Source organism: Pedobacter sp. 10L46_2, assembly GCF_056395165.1.
Window position 1 is genome coordinate 21440 of record NZ_JBFTIZ010000052.1, and the last position, 24762, is coordinate 46201.

Here is a 24762-nt window from a genome sequence, read left to right on the forward strand (position 1 = left end):
TTACTACTGTCCCAATTTCGTTAAAGACTCTTTTAAAAGGACAACATCAATTTATGTCAAAATACTATGATGTTACAGGGGTGTCTTCAGCAGGAAGTGAATTGGAAGATGTTGCGAAAGATGAAGGTATTAAAGTAGTGGGTTTAGAGATGACACGCGTAATTTCACCATTCAAAGATTTATGTTCATTAGTGAATATGGTTAGACTTTTTAAGAAGGAAAAACCATTCATTGTCCATACTCATACACCAAAAGCTGGCATTGTGGGAATGTTTGCAGCAAAGATTGCTGGTGTGCCAGTCCGATTACACACTGTAGCGGGATTACCACTGATGGAAACCATGGGTGTTAAGAGAAGAGTATTAAATTTTGTGGAAAAATTCACATATAGTTGTGCAACTGCAGTGTATCCCAACTCAAACGGGTTATATGATTTTATTGTAAAAGAACGCTTTGCCTCACCCAACAAATTAAACGTCATTGCCAATGGGAGTTCAAATGGCATAAATACTTCCTTTTTCTCATCTCAACATTATAGCCTGAACCAAAAATTAGAATTAAGAAAAACTTTGGGGATTGACAAGAATGATTTTGTATTTATTTTTGTCGGTCGTTTGGTCGGTGATAAGGGTATAAATGAACTCATAGAAGCTTACAAGAAAATTAGCAATGAAATTAATAATACTAAACTCTTATTGGTTGGTCCAGTGGAGCACGAGTTAGACCCATTAATTACAAGTACTTTGATGGAGATTGAAAATAATCCCAATATCATTTCCGTAGGCTATCAAACAGATGTTCGACCCTATTTCTTGGTTTCTGATGTATTAGTGTTTCCCAGTTACCGAGAAGGTTTCCCCAATGTGGTAATGCAAGCTGGCTCAATGGGGCTTCCTTCAATTGTTTCCGATATAAATGGTTGTAATGAGATAATAATAGAGGGAGAAAACGGAATCATTATACCACCAAAAGACAAAAAAGGCATATATGAAGGAATGATAAGACTTCTTAGTGACAGAGATTTAATGAACAAATTGAAAAGTAATTCAAGAAAAATGATCGTTGAAAGATACGAGCAGAAGGTTGTTTGGGATGCTTTATTACTTGAATATAAGAGATTAGAAAAAGATGTACAAAAATATAATTAAAAGGCTCTTAGACTTCATAGTTGCTTCAATGGGATTTCTTTTTTTATTGCCTGTACTCTTTTTAGTGACATTGTTATTATTTCTAGCCAATCAGGGTAAACCATTTTTTTTTCAAGTTAGGCCAGGGAGACATGGAAAACTGTTTAAGATAATCAAGTTCAAGACTATGAACGACAGAAGAGGTTCGAATGGACAGCTCTTATCTGATAAAGAACGGCTAACAGCAGCAGGATCCTTTGTTCGTAAAACATCTCTGGATGAAATACCCCAGCTGTTGAATGTAATTAAAGGTGATATGAGTTTAGTAGGGCCAAGACCATTACTCCCTGAATACCTGCCTCTATATTCAAAAGACCAAAATAGGCGACATGAAGTTCGCCCAGGTATTACTGGTTGGGCGCAAATAAATGGGCGAAATGCGATTGGTTGGGCGCAAAAATTTGAATTGGATGTATGGTATGTAGATAATCTAAGTTTTTGGTTAGATTTGAAAATCATATTGTTAACTATTAAAAAGGTGATAGTTAAAGAGGGGATATCATCTGATACCTCAGTRACTATGGAAAAATTTACTGGAAATTAAATGCACGTTATAGGAGCAGGAGGACACTCCAAAGTTATAGTTGATATATTATTGGAATCTCACATTCAAATTAATGGAGTATGGGATGAAAATCCTGATCTTAAAGTATTCATGGGATACCCTGTTCGTGGGAATTTTGATGCATTTAAAAAAGTGAAAACTGATAAGGTAATCATCGCGATAGGCAGCAATCTGATTAGAAAAAGAATTTCAGGTGAAATACCTGAAAACACTGCGGTAGCGATTCATCCGAAAAGTGCAATATCAAAGTATTCTTCAATTGGGATTGGGACAGTCATAATGCCGAACGCAACAATTAATGCTGGCTCAATAATTGGGGTATACGTAATTGTTAATACTAATTCCTCTGTAGACCATGATTGTAATCTTGGCGATTTTGTGCACATCTCGCCGCAGGCTGCTCTAGGGGGAAATGTGACAGTAGGAGAAGGTACCCACATTGGCATTGGTGCTAGCGTTATACAAGGAATAAAAATAGGTAAATGGGCAACGATTGGTGCCGGATCAGTGGTGATAAGAGATGTTCCAGATTACGCCGTAGTAGTGGGTAATCCTGGAAGAATAATTAAATACAATAAACTAACATAATGAACGATAAAATATGGCTTTCTTCTCCACACATGGGAGATAATGAACTTAAATATGTTACCGAAGCTTTCAAAACTAATTGGATTGCCCCTCTTGGTCCTCACGTTGATGGCTTTGAGAATGACCTCGCTGCCTATACTGGTTCAAAATATGCCGCGGCCTTAAGTTCCGGAACTTCTGCGATTCACCTTGCTTTAATTATGCTGGGTGTTAAAGCAGGCGATGAAGTGATTTGTCAATCTATGACTTTTTCTGCAAGCGCCAATCCTATTTCATATGTAGGAGCAACACCAGTTTTTGTAGATAGCGAGAAGGAAACCTGGAATATGTGTCCGGATTTATTACGCGAAGCCATCACAGACCGAATTGCAAAAGGCAACAAGCCTAAGGCGATTATCCCTGTACATTTGTATGGGATGCCTGCCCAAATGGATAAAATTATGGCCATTGCGAACGAATTTGAGATTCCAGTTATCGAAGATGCTGCGGAAGCTCTTGGTTCAAGTATCAATGGAAAAGCGATGGGCACTTTTGGCCTAATGGGTATCCTCTCATTTAATGGGAATAAAATTATTACAACCTCTGGTGGGGGCGCTTTAATTTCTGATCAGGAAGAATATATTAAGCAAGCCCGGTTTTTGGCAACTCAAGCAAGAGATAAAGCACATCACTATGAGCATAGTGTTATTGGTTATAACTATAGAATGAGCAATGTTTCTGCAGGAATTGGTAGAGGGCAAATGGAAGTTTTGCAGGAGCGCGTAGATAAAAGAAGATCGAATTTTGAATTTTATAAAAAAGAATTAACTGTGTTTGAAGGCCTAAGTGTTTTAGAAGAGCCTCAAGGTTATTTTTCAAACAGATGGTTGAGTACAATTCATGTGGATCCTGCTAAAACTAAAGGGGTTAACAAAAAGAGTCTTTACAATATACTTTTAGAAGACAACATTGAAAGTAGACCGCTTTGGAAACCGATGCATATGCAGCCTGTTTTTGCAACTAGTCCTTTTTATGGCAATGGAGTCTCTGAAGAGTTATTCCGCAATGGTTTATGTCTTCCTTCGGGATCAAATTTAAGTGATGAAGATTTAGAGAGAGTAATAAAAGGGATCTCAAGGGTATTTTAAATATTTTATAAACACCAAAAAGCCTTAATTACTAATTAATTAAGGCTTTTTGCTTTACATTTTTTATGGTTTAATAAATACCTATTTATGGGTATTTAAAATTTGGTTTAATTATTGTTAGTTTGCTTTCGGATAAAAATCGCCCAATGAATGTTCACTAAACTAGAAATCGTACCGCGCTGGATTATATTCACAATAGATATTTGCTTGAGTATATTTGCACTCGTGCTTGCAAAAGTTCTTAAAAATAATTTTATAATAGAAAATATAAATTTATTAGCTTTATATAAATCGGTATTACTTGTTGTTGTGGTAAATACCCTCGTTTTTTTTAATATTAAAACTTTTGCTGGTATCGTTCGATATACAAGTGCCCAGGACTCGTTCAGAATTCTATTTGCGGTAGTGTTAAGTTCTCTTACAATTTTCTTTTCAAATGCAATTATTATCGTATTAGGAGGGGATCGAATTCTTAGCAATGTTACTATAATTATTTACTCCTTATTTAGTTTCCTGTTCTTAATAACCTACAGAGTGATTGTAAAGTACTTTTTTATGTACATAAAAAACGCTAAGCTGGACAAGATCAGGATAATTATCTATGGTGCCGGTGAAGCAGGAGTTGCTACCAAGAGAACTTTTGATCATGATGCCAAGGTAAATAAAACAATCATTGCCTATGTTGATGATGATCTGCGGAAGGTTGGTAAGACCATTGATGGAGTTAAGATTCTTGATGCAGCCACGCTTGAGACCTTAATCATCAAACACGAAGTGGATGAAGTGATATTTGCATCTTATACCATCCCCTCGGATAGAAAAGAGCAAATCGTTGATGTTTGTTTGGAGAACGATGTTAAGATACTTAATATCCCACCACCGGATGTTTGGGCGCGTGGTGATGTAAGTACGGCACAGATTCAGAACCTCAACATAGAAGATCTATTAAACAGAAAGCCAATCCAAATCGATACTGAGGGTATAAAAAATCAATTAAAAGATAAAAGGATTCTAATTACTGGTGCTGCGGGATCTATTGGCAGCGAAATAGTAAGACAAGTATTGAAATTTGAATCGGGCTTGATCATTCTATGTGATCATAGCGAGACTGCTTTGCATCACCTATATCTTGAACTTGAGGAAACCCATAAAGACATTAATTTCCATGCCTTCATTGGCGATGTGAAAGACGAGAAACGTATGAATTTCTTGTTTGATACCTTTAAGCCCCACTACGTATATCATGCGGCAGCATATAAACATGTGCCTATGATGGAAGATAATCCGGCAGAGGCCATTAAAACTAATGTGCTGGGCACAAAAACAATTGCTGACCTATCGGTAAAGCATGGTGTTCAGAAATTTGTTATGATCTCTACCGATAAGGCAGTTAACCCGACAAATATAATGGGTGCGTCTAAACGTATTGCGGAGATCTATGTGCAATCATTGAACAACTCCTTAACCACTAATGATTTTGTATTCTCAAATGGATTAGGATACATTAATGATTTAAATGTAAAACCGATTACCAGATTTATTACTACCCGTTTCGGAAATGTATTAGGCTCTAATGGATCAGTAATTCCAAGGTTTAAACAGCAAATAGAAAAAGGTGGCCCTGTAACGGTTACCCATCCAGAGATTACCCGTTATTTTATGACCATCCCTGAAGCATGCAGGTTAGTGCTTGAAGCAGGTTGCATGGGTAAAGGTGGAGAGATCTTTGTTTTCGATATGGGTAAATCTGTTAAAATTGTTGAACTGGCTAAGAAGATGATTCGTCTTGCAGGTTTGGTGCCTAATGAAGATATAAAAATCACTTACTCTGGCTTAAGGCCAGGTGAAAAATTATACGAGGAGCTTTTGAATGATAATGAAAACACCATGCCTACGCATCATGAAAAGATCATGATTGGCAGAGTGCGTGAGTATGTTTTCAATGAAATAGAAGCCCAGATTTATAAACTTGTGGAACACGCTGTAATCAACGATAACAGAAAAGTCGTTATCCAAATGAAAACTATTGTTCCGGAGTTTAAAAGCAAGAACTCTAAGTTTGAAGAGTTTGATGTTGTATAGGAAAGGGGTGTTGTCCTATAATTTTCAATTTGTAATTTATTACGATAGAAATGAACATATTCTACCACTTATATTTAAGTTTCATCCTGTTTTAGCCTAATCATTAAAGTCTGCACCGTCCCTAAGATCTATTTTTATTTCACTTACTGTATTTAAATTATATACGGAAAGTTTTAGGATCTTCACGGCTGAATATAATAAGATCCAAAAAGTTACTCCCAATATCTCTTAGTGGCAGAAGTTAAGGTTTATAGCCTTAAGTATGCTGTTGCTTATTATAATTTGGTATAAATAGGTGTTGATTTGATTCGGGATATTGAAGTTTAGATTGATTGGAAATACTTATTAATTTCTCTCTATTAAAGTATTCAAAGTTTCCATAAATTCGTTCTCTGTATTTTCCGCATAAACCCTAGAGCCATATGCATTCAGATGACCTTTATCATAGTACATGAGGGTGTCTCTATAAAATGGAGCATTTTCAAATACCCTACTTTTTCCTAGATTTAGATAGTAGCAATTGGAATTCGCGTTTATAATTTTCAAAATTTGCGGAGACATTGTTTTAAAGCTTATCTCGTAATTCTGGTTTCTATTAGGATTTTTTACTACTCCCCTATTTTCTCTTACGGGATTTTTATTTACTGAAGGATAGTCAGAAAGAACAATTAAACTTTGATTAGATTTTAAACCATCAATCAAATTTTTTATGGCAGGGATCCATAATTCGCCGCTTCCGGAGAATTGCAAAATAATGATATCTGTTTTTGGAATGATCTTGTTCACTTCATTAATTAAGTCTTGATATTGGATATAATATCTGTGTTCTTTAATCGTTTCCTGTGTAAGCCCGGGTAATGTAGGATACCTATCATTTGTTGCCGTTTTAAAAGAGAATGAATTCTTCTTTCCTAAAATATCTAAATAATTCTTCATTCCTAATGCATGACTGTCACCTATCAATAATATTTTTTTTCCTGTATAGGAGGTATCGCCATATGTCTCAACTGATTTAAATGTCTTTCCATGAGATTCCAAGCCAATCGTTGGAGCTATATATTCAATGGGAAGTTTTATAAGCTTTTTATTCATCCAGGGAATATAATTTATTAAAGCGACGATAGTAAAAGAAATATATGCAAAAGGAAGATAAAATTTCGCGCCTGTGGCGTTTCTAAAAGTTCTTTCAATAAGAAAATAGGACAATAAAGAGAGTAAAATGGTTAATGAAATAACCAAGAATATTTGAATAGTATTAAAATCGTTAATACCATAATAGTACCTAATAAATGCCATTATAGGCCAATGCCATAAATAAACTGAATACGAGACCTCACCAAGAAAAACAAATGATTTATTTGCTAGTATGCTGTTGATTCTATTGTTGGAGGATATTAAAATTAATACAGTTCCTATGCAAGGAATAGCAGCTAAACTTCCAGGGAAAAATGATGTTTCATTAATCAAGAAGGAACTCGCACCAATTATTAATATTCCAATTAAGCTTACCCACAAAGAATTACTTTTTACGAAACTATTATTCCTTAGGGGGAGTAAAGTTGCTAATACTCCTATAAAAAATTCAGGACTTCTGGCTAATAAAGAATAATACATAGAACCTTTATTATTGGATAAAACTTCAAACGTTCCATATCCTAGGAATATTAAAGTGATTATTGTTAAGGTTAGGATTAGTATCTTTTTATTTTTTATAAAGAGTAACAGAATAGGTAAGAATAGATAAAACTGCATTTCCACTGCAAGTGTCCAAGTATGCAAAATTGGATTTTCATTACTTGATGCTCCAAAATAATTGTCCAATGTCGCGAAATAATTATTTGAGTTAAATATAGCTGACCAAAAAAGCCCTTTTCTTAAACCTGCTATATCACTTGGAACAAATATAAATGCTGAAATTGCTGCTAATGCAATTAATAATACTAAATACGCCGGGACAATTCTTTTTATCCGGCCATAATAGAAATCTAGCAAAGAAAATTTATTATTATCTATCTTATGTAAAACAATTGATGAAATTAAGTAACCTGAAATGACAAAAAATATATCCACTCCAATAAAACCACCTGGTAAAATTTGAGGCGAAAGATGGAAAGTAAAAACCAGTAAAACAGCAATTGCCCTTAAACCTTGAATATCATTTCTAAATTCCATATTAATAAGATGCTTTTTGGGTGGTAAATATATGAAAATTGTAATATAAAGAAGTTGCGTGTATATCGCTAGTTCGCTAGTGAATTAGTTGCAAACAATGAAAACTATTGTTCCAGAATTCAAGAATAGGAAATTTCAAATTGAAGGAGTTTGATGTTGTTTCATATACGTTTCTATTCTAAATAGAATGTGGTCAATTTTCATTGACAAAAACAGATAGGCGCAAGACGTTAGTTTAAATATTAACTCCTGTGTTATTAAACTGGAATAGATGTATTACAAGGATCAGGAAAATTCTAACGGTTTATCTAGGGTCACCATCGTGATAAAGTTGAATTTTCATTTGTTCTTTCGAAAGAATTTCAGATACCTAACCAGAAACATGTGGATGATAATGAAAGCAAAATTTCACGCATTATGAAAAGATTATGATTGGCAGAGTCAATTAGTGTGTTCAATGAAATAGGGTCCAGGTCAATGAACTTGCGCGACACGTTGTAATTAATGATAACAGAAAAAGTGGCTATCCAAAAGGAAACAATTGTTCCGGAGCTTAAGTATTAAAAACACAAAAAAGTTGCAATGACATCATGCTATAGTTTGCCCAGTCATTTCGATAGGAGAAATGATTAAGTGGTGCTGCCACTGCTCGTCAGCACCACTTAAAGCGGTTAGAATATCGCGGTTACGATAGCGCTGGTATAGCACTAATCAATAATGACGGTTTGAATATATACAAGAAAGCCGGAAAAGTACAGGAACTTGAAAATTTTGCTGAAGGCAAAAACCTTTCTGGAACCATTGGTATCGGACATACCAGATGGGCAACACATGGTGCTCCGTCTGACAGAAATTCGCACCCGCACACTTCGCATAGTGGCGACTTATCCATCATCCATAACGGAATCATTGAAAATTATGCTACCCTGAAAGAAATGCTGATCAGCAAAGGGCATGAGTTTAACAGTGATACGGATACTGAAGTATTGATTCACTTGATTGAAGAAATCTATAAAGAGGAAAACATCGACCTGCTGGAAGCAGTAAGGCTTGCCCTTCATGAAGTGAGCGGAGCTTATGCCATCGTTGTAATGGACGAAGCAAAGCCTGATCAGCTGATTGCAGCAAGAAAAGGTAGTCCTATGGTTATCGGTGTTGGCCAGGGTGAATATTTTATCGCTTCTGATGCGACACCAATTGTAGAATATACTAAAAACGTGATCTACCTGAACGATAACGAAATCGCATTTTTAAAACGCGATGAGTTAATGATCAAAAGGCTAGATAACGTGGTGCAGACTCCTTATATCCAGGAGCTGAACTTGAAATTGGAAATGCTTGAAAAAGGTGGTTACGATCACTTCATGCTTAAAGAGATTTATGAGCAGCCACGTTCAGTTAGAGATTGTTTAAGAGGTCGTATCTATCCTAACGAAGGAAGGGTGCAGCTTGGTGGAATCAGCGAGTTTGCGCATAAACTGAAAAATGTAGATCGCATTATCATTGTGGCCTGCGGTACTTCGTGGCATGCCGGATTAGTTGGCGAATACTTAATTGAAGAGTACTCCAGAATTCCTGTTGAAGTTGAATATGCTTCGGAATTCAGATACAGAAACCCGATCATTACCGAGAAAGATGTAGTAATTGCGATCTCTCAATCGGGAGAAACTGCTGATACCATGGCTGCTATTGAAATGGCCAAAGAAAAAGGGGCAACTATTTTCGGGGTATGTAATGTGGTTGGTGCGTCTATTCCACGTCTTACACATGCTGGTGCGTATACCCATGCCGGTCCTGAAATTGGTGTGGCTTCAACTAAAGCCTTTACTGCCCAGGTTACCGTGTTAACTTTGATCGCTTTCCACCTTGCACAACAGAAAGGAACCTTAACAAGCTCAAAATTAACAGAGTTGTTAACCGAATTGGATAACATCCCTCAGAAAATTGAAAAAGCACTGCAATCAGAAGGCCTGATAAAAGAAATCTCCGCTAAATTTAAAGATTCAAGGAACTGCTTGTTCTTAGGCAGAGGGAGTGGTTTCCCTGTAGCATTGGAAGGTGCATTAAAGCTTAAGGAGATCTCGTACATCCATGCCGAGGGTTATCCTGCTGCAGAAATGAAACACGGTCCTATCGCCTTAATTGACGAGGAGATGCCGGTTGTGGTTATTGCAACCAAAAACTCATCTTACGAAAAAGTAATCAGCAACATTCAGGAAGTTAAAGCCAGAAAAGGAATTGTTTTGGCAATTGTAACAGAAGGTGATACCGAAGTTAGAAAAATGGCAGATTATTGCATTGAGATTCCTGATGCAAGTGAAGCGTTCTTGCCTTTATTGGCTACTATACCATTGCAACTATTGTCTTACCACATTGCAGTAATGAGAGGCTGTAATGTAGATCAACCAAGAAATCTGGCCAAATCGGTTACAGTAGAGTAACATAAATCATTTTAATGATGTTAAAGGGTCCCAATTGGGACCCTTTTTGTTTACATATATTTTTTATGTGGTTTATTTTAAGTTTTTTATGTTAATTTATGGTTGTTTTAATGTTAATTGTGACTTTTATTAATGATTTTTCTTAATTTTTTGTAATAATCTCAGTATATTTGGTCAATCATTCCTCTTTTTATTGCAATTATTGTGCTTTTTGGGATGATTACGTAGTAATTACTTATGATTGCATGTGAAATGAAGATAAACTATGTATTAAGTTTCTGTTATGTTTGGATTTTTTTAATATTCATTCCTTTTTTAGTCTTTATTTTCATTTTTCTTCAAGATTTTGTAATTACTTGCTCAAATAAATTACGCACCTCTTTTTGTCGGAACACTTTTTTAGAATCTACCTATTATAGACTATTGCTACCTACCTATGAGAAAAAGAAAACCCAGTATCCCTTTAAAGAATTTAGCAGGATTGCTAATTACATTGTTTATTACTTCCTGCGTCAGCACCAAGAACGTCCCGTACTTTCAGGACATTTCCCTAGCAGATAAATCTGCAATGGAAAAGACGGCTCAATTTACAGACCCTGTAATTCAGCCCGACGACATACTTGCTGTGTCTATTTTTACAATAGATCCGCTAAGCTCGGCAGTGGTTAATCAAACCACCACCGGACAGGCCTTAGGAGCAAGTTCAGCATCTACCATTGGTCAGCAGCAGGTTAGCGGTTATCTGGTTGATAAGAACGGAGAGATTGAACTGGCGGTTATTGGAAAGATCAAGCTTGTGGGATTGACTACTTTTGAAGCAAGAGATCTTATCAGAAAAAAAGCTGCCGAACTTTATAACAATCCCAGTGTTCAGGTACGCTTCGCAAATTTCAAAATTACCATATTAGGAGAGGTGGTAAGACCTGCAGCTTATACCTTGCCGAATGAGAAGGTTAACATTTTAGATGCGATTGGCCTTGCCGGCGACCTCACCATTTATGGCAAACGAGAGAATGTATTGCTTATCCGTGACAACAACGGTAAGAAAGAATTCGCCCGCTTTAGCCTGAATTCCTCAGAATTATTTAACAGCCCATATTTTTATTTGAAACAGAACGATGTGATTTACGTAGAGCCAAATAAGGCACGTATAGCTGCGAACAACGCATCGAGAACCCAGACTTTTGCAATACTCGGATCAGCGCTCTCCGTTTTAATTATTTTAATTACAAGGCTTTAATCATTTTTTCATTAGTAATCATCCCCTATGAGTACAAGATCAAATCAACTTCCAAAAGATGAAGGCCTGGATATTAGCAAGCTACTGCCCAAGATTATCAGAAAATGGCCATTAATATTGTTATCGGTAATAGTTTGTTTAGGCCTGGCCTATTTATACCTGCGATACACCACCCCTATGTTCCGGATTTCGGCAAGGGTTTTAGTAAACGATGAAAAAAAGGGAGGTAGCGCGCTTGGCGCCGCAGCCGATGCGCTTGGTGATCTTGGTGGCCTGCTTGGCACCAAAAGCACTGTAGATAATGAAGCAGAAATTCTGCAGACCAGGTATCTGATGGAACAGGTGGTAAAGGACATGCACCTTAATATTACCTATATTAAAAAGGGACGTGTTAACGACATAGAAATCTACAAAAGCCCGTTTACAGTTCAATTTGTTGTACCGGAAGATACCATTAAAGCAACAGGTTTTGATCTGGAACTGCTGAAAAATGGCAAAATCTCGCTAAAATCTGGCCTGTTAGATACTGTAGTAGAGTTTAACGGTAAAATCACTTTCCCTAAAGTCGGGACATTTATCATTACCAAAACACCCGGACAGCTTTTTGTTCAAGATGAACGCTATAAGTTCTCTATTGTTTCCATAGATGAGAAGGTAGCCGGATTAATGAACGACCTGAGCGTATCAGTTGGAAATAAGCTGATCACGGTAATTGACCTGACCATTAATCACCCCATTCCTAAAAAAGGTGAGGACATTTTAACCGAGCTCATTCATAAGTACGTTCAGGGAAATATTGATGATAAAAACGAAGTTGCCGACAGTACCATTAAATTTATAAGGAACAGGCTGGCCTTTATCAGCTCGGAACTGGGTGACCTGGAAGGGAACATTCAGGGTTTTAAGCAAAAAAACAACCTTGCCGACATGACCGAGCAATCTAAATTGCTGGTGCAAAATACCAGTTCATTTATGAATGAGTTGTCGAAGGTAGAAACGCAGCTGAGTATCCTATCGAATCTGCAGGAATACTTAAAAGATGAAAGTGGAAACCGCGTACTACCCAGTTCAATTTTGCCGGGAGATATGGTTTTTACGGGATTAATTGATAAGTATAATGCCTTGCTTTTAGACCGCGACAGAAGATTGCTTGGTGTAACGGAAACGAACCCGGTGATTACCAATTTGGATAAACAGATCAAGAACATGCGCACGGATATGCTGGCCAATCTGATCTCTACTAAAAACGGATTGGAGATTACCAAGGCGCAGTTGCAAGGACAGATGAAATCGGTTGAAGGACAAGTTCAGCAGATACCTGCTACCGAAAGAAATTATTTAAACCTGGCCAGACAACAACAGATTAAGCAGGAGCTATACATCTACCTGATGCAAAAGAGTGAGGAAACGGCGATTTCCAAAACCTCTAATATCGCGAATTCGCGGACTATTGATCCGCCAAAATCTGAATTTAAGCCTTTTAGTCCAAAGAAATCTGTAGTGGCATTAGTTGGTTTGTTTATGGGTCTGGCCATCCCAATTGGGATCATCTACCTGCTGGATGTTTTAAATAATAAAATAAATACCAAGGAGGACATTACTGAAGCCACAGAGGTTCCGATTTTAGGAGAAATTAGCCATAGTGATGATTCGGCTAACCTGGCTGTTTCTGACAATTCAAGGTCTGCCATTTCAGAACAGTTCAGGGCATTAAGAACCAATTTGTCCTTTTACCATAACGAAAACGAAAAAACAAAGGTTATTTTGCTTACCTCCAGCATGTCTGGAGAGGGAAAGTCCTTTGTGGCAATTAACCTGGGCAATGTGTTGGCCATTACCGGAAAGCGTGTGTTGCTGATGGAGCTGGATTTAAGAAAACCGGGTATGTCTGGTAAATTAAATACCTCCAATGGTGTTGGTTTTACCAATTACGTTGTCGACAAAAGCCTTACCGCTAAGGATATTGTAAAGCCTCTGGATATCCACGAAGACCTGTTTATTGTAAGTTCTGGCCCTATCCCGCCAAACCCTGCGGAAACGTTGTTAAATCCGCGTACCAAGGAGTTAATAGATGAGCTCAGAACGCAGTTTGACTATATAATTATTGATGCCCCGCCAATAGGTATAATTACCGATGCCCAGTTGCTTGAGCCCCATGCTGATGTTTGCCTGTATTTAGTGCGGCATAAGTTTACGCTTAAAAACCAGCTGCATATTGTAGATGATCTGTTCCGTACCAAAAAAATGAAAAAAATAGGAATAGTAATAAACGATATCGTGCTGTCTGATTCCTATGCTTATGGCTATGGTTACGGCTATGGCAGTTATGGAGAGGAAATAGCGAAAAAAGGTTTCTGGAAACGAATTTTTAAAGGGTAATATGAAAGCCGCTAAAAAAGTTTTTTACAACACCGGTTTCCTTTACGGAAAAGTGGTGATTACCATGTTTATCGCATTGTTTTCGACCCGTTTGATATTGAAATCTCTGGGAACAGAGGACTTTGGTATCTTTAATTTGCTGGCCGGGGTTATTCTGATGCTTTCTTTTTTGAACGGCGCGATGACGGTAACTACCCAGCGCTACCTCTCGTTTTTCCTTGGAAAGGGGGAAGTAGACAAAAACAAAGAGGTATTTAAAACCAGTATCACCCTACACTTAATTATTGGATTGCTGGTTGTTGCCCTGCTGGAAATTGCCGGACTGTTTCTTTTTGATGGCGTGCTGAATATACCGGCCGCCAGGATTGAAACGGCAAAGTATGTTTTTCATTTTATGGTGGTGAGTACATTTTTTACCATAAATGCAGTGCCGTACGATGCCGCAATTAATGCAAACGAAGATCTTTTATTTGATTCGTTAAGTGGTATTCTGGAGGCGGTATTGAAACTGGGTATTGCCTATTACCTGTTGTATACACACTTTGATAAGCTGATCACCTACGGGATTCTGATTGCTGCGGTAACTATCCTGATCAGGATGATCAAGACGATCTGGTGTTCGGTAAAGTATGCAGAATGTAAGTTTAGTTTCGGCTTTTCGGCCAATTACACGCTGCTGAAGGAAATGGCCTCGTATGCAGGATGGAATTTGTTTGGGGCCTTGTGTTATGTGGCCAGCTCTCAGGGGCTGAGCATCATATTGAACAGGTTCTATGGCGCTAAGATCAATGCATCTTATGCGGTTGCCAATCAGGTTAACTCCCAAATGCAGTCCTTTTCGGTCATGATGGTAAGGGCCTTTAATCCGCAGATCGTTAAAAGTGAAGGGGGGGGCGACAGGGAAAGGATGATCAGACTGGCTACTCAATCCAGTAAGTTTTCTGTTTTCTTGCTGCTGTTCATGGTTATTCCCATGCTCATTGAAATGCCCTTTATTTTGAAGTTCTGGTTATCCAATGTACCTCAGTATACTGCTGCCTTTTGTACGATTGTACTGATGACCAGTGTCGTTAGTCAGATGTCGACTGGATTGAAAACAGCAGTTCAGGCTACTGGCAAGATTAAACTATATCAGTCCGTTGTAGGGTCCACCGTTTTACTCACTTTGCCACTTTCGTATTTTCTGCTTAGATCCGGTTATCCGGCCTACTCAGTTTTAATTGGCGGGCTGTGCCTCGAAGCGATTTCGCTGGTGATCAGGCTAAGGATTGTTCACACCTTAACGGGCTTGTCTATAAGTGCTTTTTTCAAGAATATCATTCTAAAGGTTGCGGTGATTACTGCAGTGGGAATAGGGGTGTCATTTTTACCGGGACTTTTTATGCCGGAGGGCTTTATTAGGTTGGGTGTGGTACTGGCACTGAGCTTCTGCTCTACCTCGTTATTGATATGGAATTACGGCTTTGTGCAAGCTGAACGTGATATGGTGGCCGGAATTGCAAAAGGCCTTACAAAAAAGTTATCCGGAATTCAGGTGAAATTCGCCGGAAAATAAATAAGATAATAAAATTTAATTATATGTCTTTCATAAAAAAAATCGTCCCGAAAAAAGTTAAAATCATAGCCAAGTTGTCGAAACTTTATGCTTACGATTTTAATCGATTTATTAAGAATTCGAATGTTTATCAAACCTTCGATACTGAAAACAAACTTAAAGGCAAGCTAACCATCTATTACCATGTTTTGGAGAAGGGGCTGACCATGCCCGATACCAGGCTTGGGTTTGGGGAGCCTGTTGTGCTTGAACTGATAGATATGATGAATATGTATTTGGATAAAAAATACAATTTATCTAGTCTGGAGTTCGTTCATTCCATGAATGTACTGGAAGAATATGTTGAATTCCATGACAAAAAAAGCTTTGCGTTAAAGCAGGCCATTACCGATCAGGTAGCCAAATTAAGGCTGAGAATTACCGCATACGAAACACCAAAACAATTTGAATTTGACAGAGACGTTTATTTCGCCCACAGGGAATCGTCGTTCGATAAGTTCTGCCTTTCCAGATACAGCTCCAGAAATTACAGCGATGTGCTGATTCCCGAAGAGGTGTTGATGAAGTGCGTAAGGCTGGCGCTAAAATCGCCTACCTCCTGCAACAGGCAGGTGAACAGGATTTACATGGTCAGATCTGCTGAGATGAAGCAGGAGGTGCTGAAACTGCAATATGGCAACAGGGGATTTGGGCATCTGGCTGATACCCTGTTTGTGATCACAGCTGATATTTCAGTTTTCCAGGGCCCAAATGATAGAAATGAATCTTTTGTGAATTCAGGGATGTTTGCGATGTCGCTATTGTATGCGCTGCACAGATATGACATTGGTGCCTGCCCTTTGAACTGGAGCGTGGAGGTGCACAGGGATTTGAAATTAAGACAGCTGCTGGGCATCCCGAACAATGAAAGAGTGGGTCTGGTGGTTTCCTGCGGATACCTGCCTGAGAAAATTAAAATAGCATCCTCGCCAAGGCTGGATGCAGAAGAAGTGGTTAAAATTTTATAAGGACATGAAAGACCAACAAACAAAGAATATTGGGTTAGTTACCTTCCATAATGTGTACAACTATGGAGGCGTTTTACAGGCTTATGGCTTATGCAGGGCACTGGAAACACATAATATAGAGTGTATCGATTATCAGCAGCAGGATCTTGATCTGAAATACAATCATAAACTGTACGACGGCAGAAGATCACTAAAGCAGAATGCGAAACATTTTGTAAAGCACTTTATTTTAAAAAAAGGGGTTAAAAAAGAAAATAAGATCAAAGAGTTTATTACCGAGTATATCCCCTTGAGTAAGGGTTCTTATAAGAACCTTACTGAGGTGGATGTAAACAGTAAGCAATATGATGTACTGATCAGTGGCAGCGATCAGATCTGGAACCCTCAGTTTACCGGAGGCAAGCTGGATCCTGTGTACTTGCTGGCCTTTGGAAACGACAGGGTAAAAAGATTGTCGTACGCCTCCAGTGCGGGTGCGCATAAGTTCGCCAATGGCGACAGGAAGACTTTAACTGCATCTTTAGGTGCCTATAAGAACATCTCGGTAAGGGAGCAGTTTTTAAAGGATCAGATTTCAACCTTTATGGATAAAGATGTGCAGGTGGTGGTGGATCCGACATTATTGCTGACCGGTGAGCAGTGGAGGACGATTGCCAAACCGCTGTCGCGCGAAATACCAAAGGACTATGTACTGATCTATACCTTTGACAACAATAGTGTTTGCATTAACCTGGCAAAAGACATTGCTAAAAAATTAGGCTGCAAGGTGGTGTTCATCAGCAGTAAAAAACAGAAAGCCGATCTGGTTGATGTGTGCTTAGAGGATGTCGGGCCTAATGAATTCATCTGGTTGTTTGATAATGCCAGGTTTGTGGTAACCAATTCTTTCCACGGAACTACTTTCTCCCTTATTTTCCAAAAGAACTTTTACAGCATTTATAAGAATTCTAACCCTTACAGGGTATTGAACTTATTGGAGGTACTGGGGCTGAAGGATCGGTTGATCAAAAATACGGACGATCTGGCTGATGTGACTGCGCCTATTGACTATACCATTCCATCGAAATTATTAAGTGAACGTAGGGAAGACTCAATTAAATTTTTATTTGACTCCCTGTAATAGATACTAAATGACAGTTACTGAAGAACTTTTACCCGAGCAGCAGATAGAAAGCGAAGAGCAGATAGAAAAGAAGTCGAAACTGATCTCATTCATTCTGATCTTTAATCTTTCTTACTTCTTCTTTTTCAGGCCATTAAATTTAAATGATGACCTGTTAAAGGCATTCTATTATGTGCTGTTAGCCGGGATGATCTTCTATTCGAGAAATTACATATTCGGGTCGTACAGGGACAGGTTCTCTTATGTCATAAGGACGATGTCGTTGTTTACTTTCATCTCCGTATTTTGTGCAACGCTGTTCTGGAAACAGGGTTTCCTGGATACCTTCATTTCGACCATCCCTAATTTTTCGTTCCTGTTTTACTTCTATTTAGCAAAGAGCCAACCCAAAATGAATGAGGTGGAGCGCTTTATATGGGTGTTTGTGGCCATTTACCTGGTCTGCTTTTATGTGGGGCTGGCGGTTTCCCCGTTCAGGCTGTTTAAAGGCTACGGTGAGTTGGATAAGGAGATTGATACGAGTCGCGGGATTTCGAGAATAAGGCTCACCTTGATTGGGGCAGGTCCGCTTTACCTTGCCTATTTTCTGTCCATTTCGAAAATAAAGTATGCTTTTAATAAGAAATGGGTGGTGGTATGTGTGGTATTGTTTGTGACCATTGTGCTCCACCTGGGCAGACAGGCGATTATTTTCAGCTTCATTTTAGGCTTGCTGTATTTTCTGGATAACCTGAGTTTGATGAAAAGGCTTTTGGTTGTTTTTGGCTTTGTTGCAGCCTTTTGGGTGCTTTTGATCGTGAGTCCGGTGATCTCTGCATTAATTGAAAAAAGTGAGACGGAGTATTCCGGTCAGAAGGAAGGAGATGAGAACCCGAGGGTGGGAGCTTACCGGTTTTATTTTACAGAGGTCTCTCCGAATGTGATCACCGATTTGCTTGGCAATGGCAGGTACTCGCTTGGCAAATCAAAATACGGAGATTTTATAGATAAGTATGGGCGCTCTCAGGGCTATGTGGCTGCTGATGTGGGCTACGCCTCTATATTTTTATATTTTGGTTTTGTAGGGCTGTTCCTGTTTTTCAAACTCCTGATCTCTACTTTGAGAACCCGGGTGCCGAATGAATTTGCCTACGCAAAATATTACATTTTTTTCCTGTTCCTGGGCAATATTGCAGGGAGCACATTATTAGGAACTGTCCCCGTTTTATGCGTCGCTTTATATGTGATCAATATTTCCAGAGAGCTGGTTTATAAGTAATAAGTTTTAAACAATAAAATTAACGTATATGTGTAAAGTTAAAGTTGTCCACGTTGTTCATGATTTCCTTTTTGGCGGAATTGAAGCCTTTCTCTTTTATTTAACCCAGGCGCAGGCAAAGAATCCGGAGCTTGATGTGAGTATACTTTGCTGTCAGGATAAAGATGCGGTTGCCAATAAACGGATCGTTAATACGGGAATCCCGATCTTTTATGTGAAGCTAAATCCTTTTGACTATAACATAAGGACGTATAAAAAGATCCTGAAGATCACCAATACACACGACATTGTTCACCTGCATATCTTTAAGCCGCTAATGGCTGAGGCGCTGCGCTTTTCTAAGGCGAAGATCATCTATACCAATCATAGTGCGGGAGTAGACGGCCGGCCGGATACCATTTCTTTTAAAGCGAAAACCAGATTGCTGGTGCGCTTTCTGAATTCTATTTGCGATTCGGTGACCAATAATTCACTCTACACAAAAGATTTCTGGATTAAGATGGGGGTTAAAAATCCATCTAATTCGGTGATCTATAACGGGGTTCTGTTTAAGGATAGCTGGAATGAAAAACGGGCACTGGAGGAGTTTCCATCCTTGAATGAAAAGTTCATTATAGGCACCACCTCCAGGTTTATCAGCTGGAAGCGGGTGGAGTATTTGATTGAGGCTTTTTTTGAGATGCAAAAGAATAACGATGATGTGATGTTATTGCTGGTTGGTGATGGAGAGACCAGAGAAAAGCTGACGGCTTATGTAGAAGAGTTGGGGATAACCAAAAAAGTAATATTTGCAGGATTTCAAACCAATGTGATCGATTACCAGGCGGTAATGAATTTATGTGTGTTTGCATCGAGCTCTGAACCTTTTGGTTTGGTTGCAGTTGAATGTTTGCATCTGGGCAAACCAACAATTGTATTTAAAGATGGTGGTGGCATAACAGAGATCATTGAAGGCATAGAAAAGGATTTTATTGTTGATGATATCCCGCAGCTGACCAGCTTATTGCAAGCAAAATATACGGAGTTTGCGGAAGGTGAGGTTGATGATTCGGCCCAAAAACGGATTGAATATGCGGAAAAGTTTAATGTTGTGGAGATCGAAAAGGAGTTTTATGATTTATACAAACAAACGGTAAATTTTTAGTTATGAAGAGCTTTATATATCCTTCGAGAATAAAGGATTCTAACCTGGGTGATGTTTTGATCAATGCCTTGCTGATACGCGAAATATCAAAATTCGGAAAGGTTTTTATAGATGGTAAAGTGCCCTCATTGTATGACCTGGTGACCTTAAATAATCCCTTTGCTAAAAACATCGTTATTGTTGAGGGGATTAAGGCTTTTGAGGGTAAACCGGTACTGAGGTGGCTGAATTTAGCCTCGGTTATTGGTAAGGTTGACTTCGTTTTTGACCCTCCGGGCGCCTATTTTGAAGGTAAGGATGCGGCTAAGGCAAAGTTTAAGTTTTATAAGTATTTTTTGAGAGCGGTAGTATTGAAGACCGCCAAAATAGGCGTGCTCAGGTGGGGCGTGAGTTTGGGCCCATACTCTGATGGCGGCTATGCTGATCAAAGGAAACTCTCGAACGTTTATACCGATATAGCGGTTAGGGATTCTAATAATTATGACCATTTGAAAGAGAAGGGTTTTAACAATCTTTCTTTGATTGATGACCTGGCGTTTTTATATGATATCGGTGATTTTCAAGCTGTAATTGACCGCGTTGAGCTGGATTATAAGGGCGACAATTATGTGGTGGTTTCTATAAGGGGTGATATTGAGGGTAAGGAGCTGAACAAGGCTTATTTGGATCAGATTGCAGTGAACCTGATGCGGATGTTTGCAGATACGATTGTAAAAAATGAAGAGATTGTTCTGGCCTATCAGGTGGTAGAAGACCTGGAGTCTTTACAGTACCTGAAAGACATTTTAGAACGGAACAATTACAAGTGTAAGCTGCTGGATAAGCAATTGAGCTTTGCACAGGCTATTGGCCTTTATGCGGGTGCAAGATTTCTATATACAAACCGCTTGCACGTAGCTTTATTGTCTATTTTAAACAATACGGTGCCTATTATTCTGACGGATCTGAAATTGCACCATAAGCTGGTGAATGTGTTTAAGGACCTTGATCTTGAAGCACTGTTGATTGATACCAAACCGGATACCGAGATTAAGTTTAGCATAGATGCTGAGCATTCTTATCTGGAAAAATTCAGTCATTTTAAAAAACAAAAGGCCAAGACAATTACCGATCATTTTGGCCGGCTTTTCCTGAACTAAAGCTGCGCAACAGTTTACGTTAATAGGATACATTTTGAAATATTAATTATGAAAAGTATGAGGTTATTGGTTTTTTTTCTTCTCTGTTCATTCAATATTTTCGCTCAAAATAATGATAAGATTTTTTATGTTGCTCCTGGTGGAAACGATCAGTCGGCCGGAAGCATAGATCAGCCTTTGCGCAGCTTAAATGGCGCATTGCAAAAGGCTGCCTCCGTAAAAGGTGGATCCGTTTCCATCCTGATCAGGGGTGGCACTTATTTTACGGATAAAACAATAAACATTGGCAGTAACGACAATGTGAAGCAGCTTACCATTGCCAATTATAAAGGCGAAAAGGTGCTGCTTAGCGGAGGAGTTAAAATTGATAGATCTGCTGTGAAGAAAACTGCTGCAAGCATTTATCAGATTGACCTGAAGAAAGCAGGCATCGCCGACTATGGTGAGTTGCAGCAGCATGGCCATAGAAATGCCGTTACCGCTCCGCTGGAGCTGTTTTATAAAGGTCAGGCTATGGAGCTGGCCAGGTGGCCAAACAAGGGCTTTTTGTCTATTGGAAAGGTTAGTAATCCGGGAATAAAGGATAAGCGTGTGACGGGTGCTCAGGCAGGGGCGGTGTTTGCGTACAGCGGAGACCGGCCCGCAAAATGGAAGAAATCGGACCAGGTATGGGTGAGTGGTTTTCTGGCCAATGGGTTTGCAAACGATAATGTGCCGGTTAAATCTATCGATGGAAATGAAATAACTTTAGATGCTACTACGAGTTATGGCGTAAAAAGTACGGATGAGGCATCGCCTTTCAGGAGGTTTTTCTTTTACAATATCCCGGAAGAACTGGACAGTTCAGGCGAGTATTATTTAGACAGAACAACCGGGATTCTATCTTTTTACCATTCGGGTGATCTGGCAGATGAGCTCTTTGTTTCTGTGTGCAGTACGCCTATCATTTCCTTAATCAATTCAAATAATGTAACCTTAAGCGGATTGGAAATTGGTTATGGCAGGGATATGGGTATTTATGCGCAGGGCACCAAAAACATTAACATCAAGAACTGTACGATAATGAACCTGGGTACGGTGGGTATCGGGATTGGAAAGAACACTGCTGATAAATCTTTGTATAAGAGTTATGAAGAGCTGATCTCTTTTGATAAGACCTCGGCTTTTGCCATAAAATCGTGCAAAATCTACAATACCGGAACCGGAGGTGTTTTCATGACAGGAGGTGATAGACAAAATCTATTGCCGGCAGGGAACATAATAGATAATACTGAGATTTACAATTATGCAAGAAGGAATTGGGTGAGTTCTCCGGCTATATTTTTGGGTGGGGTAGGCAATACCATAAAGAACTGCTTTATTCATGATAGCCAGGGACAGGCAATTATGTACTGGGGAAATAATCATGACATCTCGTACAATAAAATTCAAGATGTGGTGCAGGAAATAAATGACCAGGGCGCGGTGTATACGGGACGCGACCGCTCATCAACAGGGACGCGGATCCATAACAACCTTTTTGAGAATTTGGTGAGCCCCAGAGGCTATATGGTTGCCGCGGTATACATAGACGATGGAAGTGGAGGCATTAAGGTGGACAGTAATGTTTTTAAAAACTGTGGATCTGTACAGGGTAAGCAGAAGTTTGGTGCAGTTCATATAAATGGCGGCGGGGACAATACATTTGCCGACAATAACTTTGTGAACTGCGGGCTGGCGGTTTCCATGACTTCCTGGACTGATGAGAAATGGAAGGCGCTGATGGGTACAAAAGAGATGAGCAAGAAGCTGAAGAGTGATGTGAATTCAAATTCGGCACTTTTTCTAAAGCGGTATCCCTATTTAAAGAAGCTGGCTTCAAATGATTACAGGCCGGGACCAAATAAATTCAAAAATAGTTTATGTATAAATGTTGGCCGGTTTTCGTCGAATAAATCGGTATTAGACAGCAATACGATTTCCCTTGGTAAGGATCCCCGAGGGGCTGCTTTAAAAGGATTAAAACAAATTAATGTTTCGAACATCGGACTGAGAAAATAAAAATTCTTATCCRCAAAAAAAATAATCAAACCCTATCTAAAAAAATGAATATAGCTCCAATTTTATTATTTACCTATAAGCGGCTGGATACCCTGAAAACTACGGTTGAAGCGCTTGCAAAAAACGAACTCGCAGCGGATAGCGAGCTCTTTATTTTCTCTGATGCTGCCAAAGTTGAAAAGGATGAAGTGATTGTAAAGCAGGTTAGAGATTTTATAAAAACCATAACCGGATTTAAAGCGATTACAGTAGTGGAGGCAGAGAAAAACAAAGGCCTGGCGAAGTCGATCATTGACGGCGTTACTTCTGTTTTTCAGAAATTTGATACGGTTATTGTGCTGGAAGATGACCTGAGTACCACCAGTAATTTTCTTACCTTCATGAACACCTGCCTGGAGAAATACAAGTCGGATCCGGCGGCATTTTCTATTTCGGGTTATGCTTTTAACCTGGGGCAGTCTAAGGATGATCATGATGATGCTTATTTCTTAAAGCGTGGTTGGTCCTGGGGCTGGGCTACCTGGAAAGATCGCTGGTCGGATGTGGATTGGGCGGTTAAAGACTATGCGCTTTTCAAAAAGGATTCCAGAGCACAAAGAGAATTTGCTGTTGGCGGTTCGGATTTGAACAAGATGCTGGCCGAGCAAATGGAAGGTCGCCTCGATTCCTGGGCGATACGTTGGTTCTACCATCAGTTCAGGAAGGGCGGGTTGACGATTTATCCGGTTTTCTCGAAGGTATTTAACAATGGTTTTGACCAGTTCGCTACGCATACCAATGGTTCCGGCAGAAGGTATTTGCCTGCATTGGATACCGAAGAACGGATGAGCTTTTCCTTGCCGCATAAAGTTCAGGTAAATCAATTTTATCAAAATAAGTTTATCCTTAAAATGGGATTGGTATCGAGAATCATCTCGAAAATTGAAACAATTTTTCAAAGGGTGTTCAAATGAGTGTAGTAGGCTTAATAAAGGATTTGAGGGATTTGTATCTGGCCAAAATAAAATGGGCCAGGTACGATATTGCAGAGGGTTTCCATGCGGGTGTAAGGGTAAGGTTGTGGGCGAAAAATCAGATTAAGATCGGTAAGCATTTTTACATCGGGAGAGATTCGTTAATAGAGACGGATTGTGTGATTGGCGATTATGTAATCTTTGGAAACAGGGTGGGTATTGTTGGGCGGTATGACCATCATTTTCAGCAGGTAGGTACGCCGATAAGGATTGCCTCGTCTATTCGTGAAGAAAGCTACGATTGGAAGGGCAAGGGCCTGGTGACCAGGATTGGCAATGATGTTTGGGTGGGCTACGGTGCAACGATAATGCAGGGGGTGGTGATCAATGACGGAGCAATTATAGCCGCGGGATCTGTAGTGACCAAGGATGTGGAGCCGTATAGTATTTATGGCGGGAACCCGGCCAGGAAAATTAAGGACAGGTTTGACTCGGAAGAGGAATTGAGTAATCATTTGAGGGAATTGAATAGCATGATTAGCTAGAGGTTCTTTATTCGTGAAGTTCATTTCACATATTGGGCCTGTCAGTTCTAGTGGGTATTTACCCAAAAAGATGTTTGGGACCCTGTTGTAGAAAACGCGTCTCAAAGTGAATTTAAAAATTGACATTTTCCGGCAGCCGGCGCTGGATATACTTCCGGATTGATCGTATAAAAAGATTTATAGATAGTTACCGATATCACATGGGCAAGGATAAAAG

At 39.2% G+C, this 24762-nt stretch carries 17 protein-coding genes and 1 pseudogene; 17 read left to right on the forward strand and 1 reads right to left on the reverse strand.

Going from position 1 to position 24762, the window contains the following annotated elements:
• The first annotated feature begins 53 nt into the window (after positions 1–53).
• The 5 genes from AC1DDX_RS08155 to AC1DDX_RS08175 all read left to right on the forward strand — a co-directional run bounded on the left by AC1DDX_RS08155 (position 54) and on the right by AC1DDX_RS08175 (position 5549).
• Positions 54–1148: a glycosyltransferase family 4 protein gene (locus AC1DDX_RS08155; RefSeq protein WP_337718114.1), complete on the forward strand. Its 1095-nt coding sequence runs from the start codon at positions 54–56 to the stop codon at positions 1146–1148.
• The gene (locus AC1DDX_RS08160) at positions 1129–1731 is read left to right on the forward strand and encodes a sugar transferase (protein ID WP_337718116.1); all 603 of its coding nucleotides are present in this window, start codon (positions 1129–1131) and stop codon (positions 1729–1731) included. Before AC1DDX_RS08155 ends, AC1DDX_RS08160 begins: the two co-directional genes overlap by 20 nt.
• Positions 1732–2340: an acetyltransferase gene (locus tag AC1DDX_RS08165; RefSeq protein ID WP_337718118.1), complete on the forward strand. Its 609-nt coding sequence runs from the start codon at positions 1732–1734 to the stop codon at positions 2338–2340. It begins immediately after the preceding gene.
• On the forward strand, positions 2340–3467 hold the full coding sequence (locus AC1DDX_RS08170; RefSeq protein ID WP_337718120.1) for a DegT/DnrJ/EryC1/StrS family aminotransferase: 1128 nt from the start codon (positions 2340–2342) through the stop codon (positions 3465–3467). Before AC1DDX_RS08165 ends, AC1DDX_RS08170 begins: the two co-directional genes overlap by 1 nt.
• Positions 3468–3617: 150 nt before the next feature.
• Entirely contained in the window at positions 3618–5549 is a 1932-nt protein-coding gene (locus tag AC1DDX_RS08175) for a polysaccharide biosynthesis protein (protein ID WP_337718122.1), read from the forward strand.
• A 345-nt stretch (positions 5550–5894) separates the two neighbouring features.
• Here the strand turns inward: AC1DDX_RS08175 and AC1DDX_RS08180 are convergent, their stop codons facing one another.
• Positions 5895–7721 carry an acyltransferase family protein gene (locus tag AC1DDX_RS08180; protein ID WP_337718123.1) on the reverse strand — a complete coding sequence of 609 codons (1827 nt, stop codon included), beginning with the start codon at positions 7719–7721 and terminating at the stop codon, positions 5895–5897.
• 662 nt (positions 7722–8383) lie between these two features.
• Between AC1DDX_RS08180 and glmS the strand changes: the two are divergent.
• The 12 genes and pseudogenes from glmS to AC1DDX_RS08240 form a co-directional block, all read left to right on the forward strand.
• Positions 8384–10162 (forward strand): annotated as a pseudogene (glmS, locus tag AC1DDX_RS08185) (glutamine--fructose-6-phosphate transaminase (isomerizing)); the annotation flags it as partial.
• Positions 10163–10598: 436 nt separating this feature from the next.
• Entirely contained in the window at positions 10599–11402 is an 804-nt protein-coding gene (locus AC1DDX_RS08190) for a polysaccharide biosynthesis/export family protein (RefSeq protein WP_048903529.1), read from the forward strand.
• A 27-nt stretch (positions 11403–11429) separates the two neighbouring features.
• Positions 11430–13781 carry a GumC family protein gene (locus AC1DDX_RS08195; RefSeq protein ID WP_337718127.1) on the forward strand — a complete coding sequence of 784 codons (2352 nt, stop codon included), beginning with the start codon at positions 11430–11432 and terminating at the stop codon, positions 13779–13781.
• Between the two features lies 1 nt (position 13782).
• Complete coding sequence (locus AC1DDX_RS08200; RefSeq protein WP_288883501.1) at positions 13783–15336, forward strand: MATE family efflux transporter; 1554 nt, start codon at positions 13783–13785, stop codon at positions 15334–15336.
• Positions 15337–15359: 23 nt separating this feature from the next.
• On the forward strand, positions 15360–16343 hold the full coding sequence (locus AC1DDX_RS08205) for a nitroreductase family protein (protein WP_288883500.1): 984 nt from the start codon (positions 15360–15362) through the stop codon (positions 16341–16343).
• Between the two features lie 4 nt (positions 16344–16347).
• On the forward strand, positions 16348–17463 hold the full coding sequence (locus tag AC1DDX_RS08210; protein ID WP_337718129.1) for a polysaccharide pyruvyl transferase family protein: 1116 nt from the start codon (positions 16348–16350) through the stop codon (positions 17461–17463).
• A gap of 10 nt (positions 17464–17473) precedes the next feature.
• A complete protein-coding gene (locus AC1DDX_RS08215; protein WP_288883498.1) occupies positions 17474–18724 on the forward strand; it encodes an O-antigen ligase family protein in 1251 nt (416 codons plus the stop codon).
• Between the two features lie 28 nt (positions 18725–18752).
• Positions 18753–19868: a glycosyltransferase family 4 protein gene (locus tag AC1DDX_RS08220; protein WP_337718131.1), complete on the forward strand. Its 1116-nt coding sequence runs from the start codon at positions 18753–18755 to the stop codon at positions 19866–19868.
• Positions 19869–19870: 2 nt separating this feature from the next.
• On the forward strand, positions 19871–21007 hold the full coding sequence (locus AC1DDX_RS08225) for a polysaccharide pyruvyl transferase family protein (RefSeq protein ID WP_337718133.1): 1137 nt from the start codon (positions 19871–19873) through the stop codon (positions 21005–21007).
• 57 nt (positions 21008–21064) lie between these two features.
• Entirely contained in the window at positions 21065–23047 is a 1983-nt protein-coding gene (locus AC1DDX_RS08230; protein WP_337718134.1) for a right-handed parallel beta-helix repeat-containing protein, read from the forward strand.
• Between the two features lie 8 nt (positions 23048–23055).
• Complete coding sequence (locus AC1DDX_RS08235; protein WP_477621941.1) at positions 23056–24000, forward strand: glycosyltransferase family protein; 945 nt, start codon at positions 23056–23058, stop codon at positions 23998–24000.
• On the forward strand, positions 23997–24545 hold the full coding sequence (locus AC1DDX_RS08240) for a CatB-related O-acetyltransferase (protein WP_172661992.1): 549 nt from the start codon (positions 23997–23999) through the stop codon (positions 24543–24545). Before AC1DDX_RS08235 ends, AC1DDX_RS08240 begins: the two co-directional genes overlap by 4 nt.
• Positions 24546–24762: the final 217 nt, after the last annotated feature.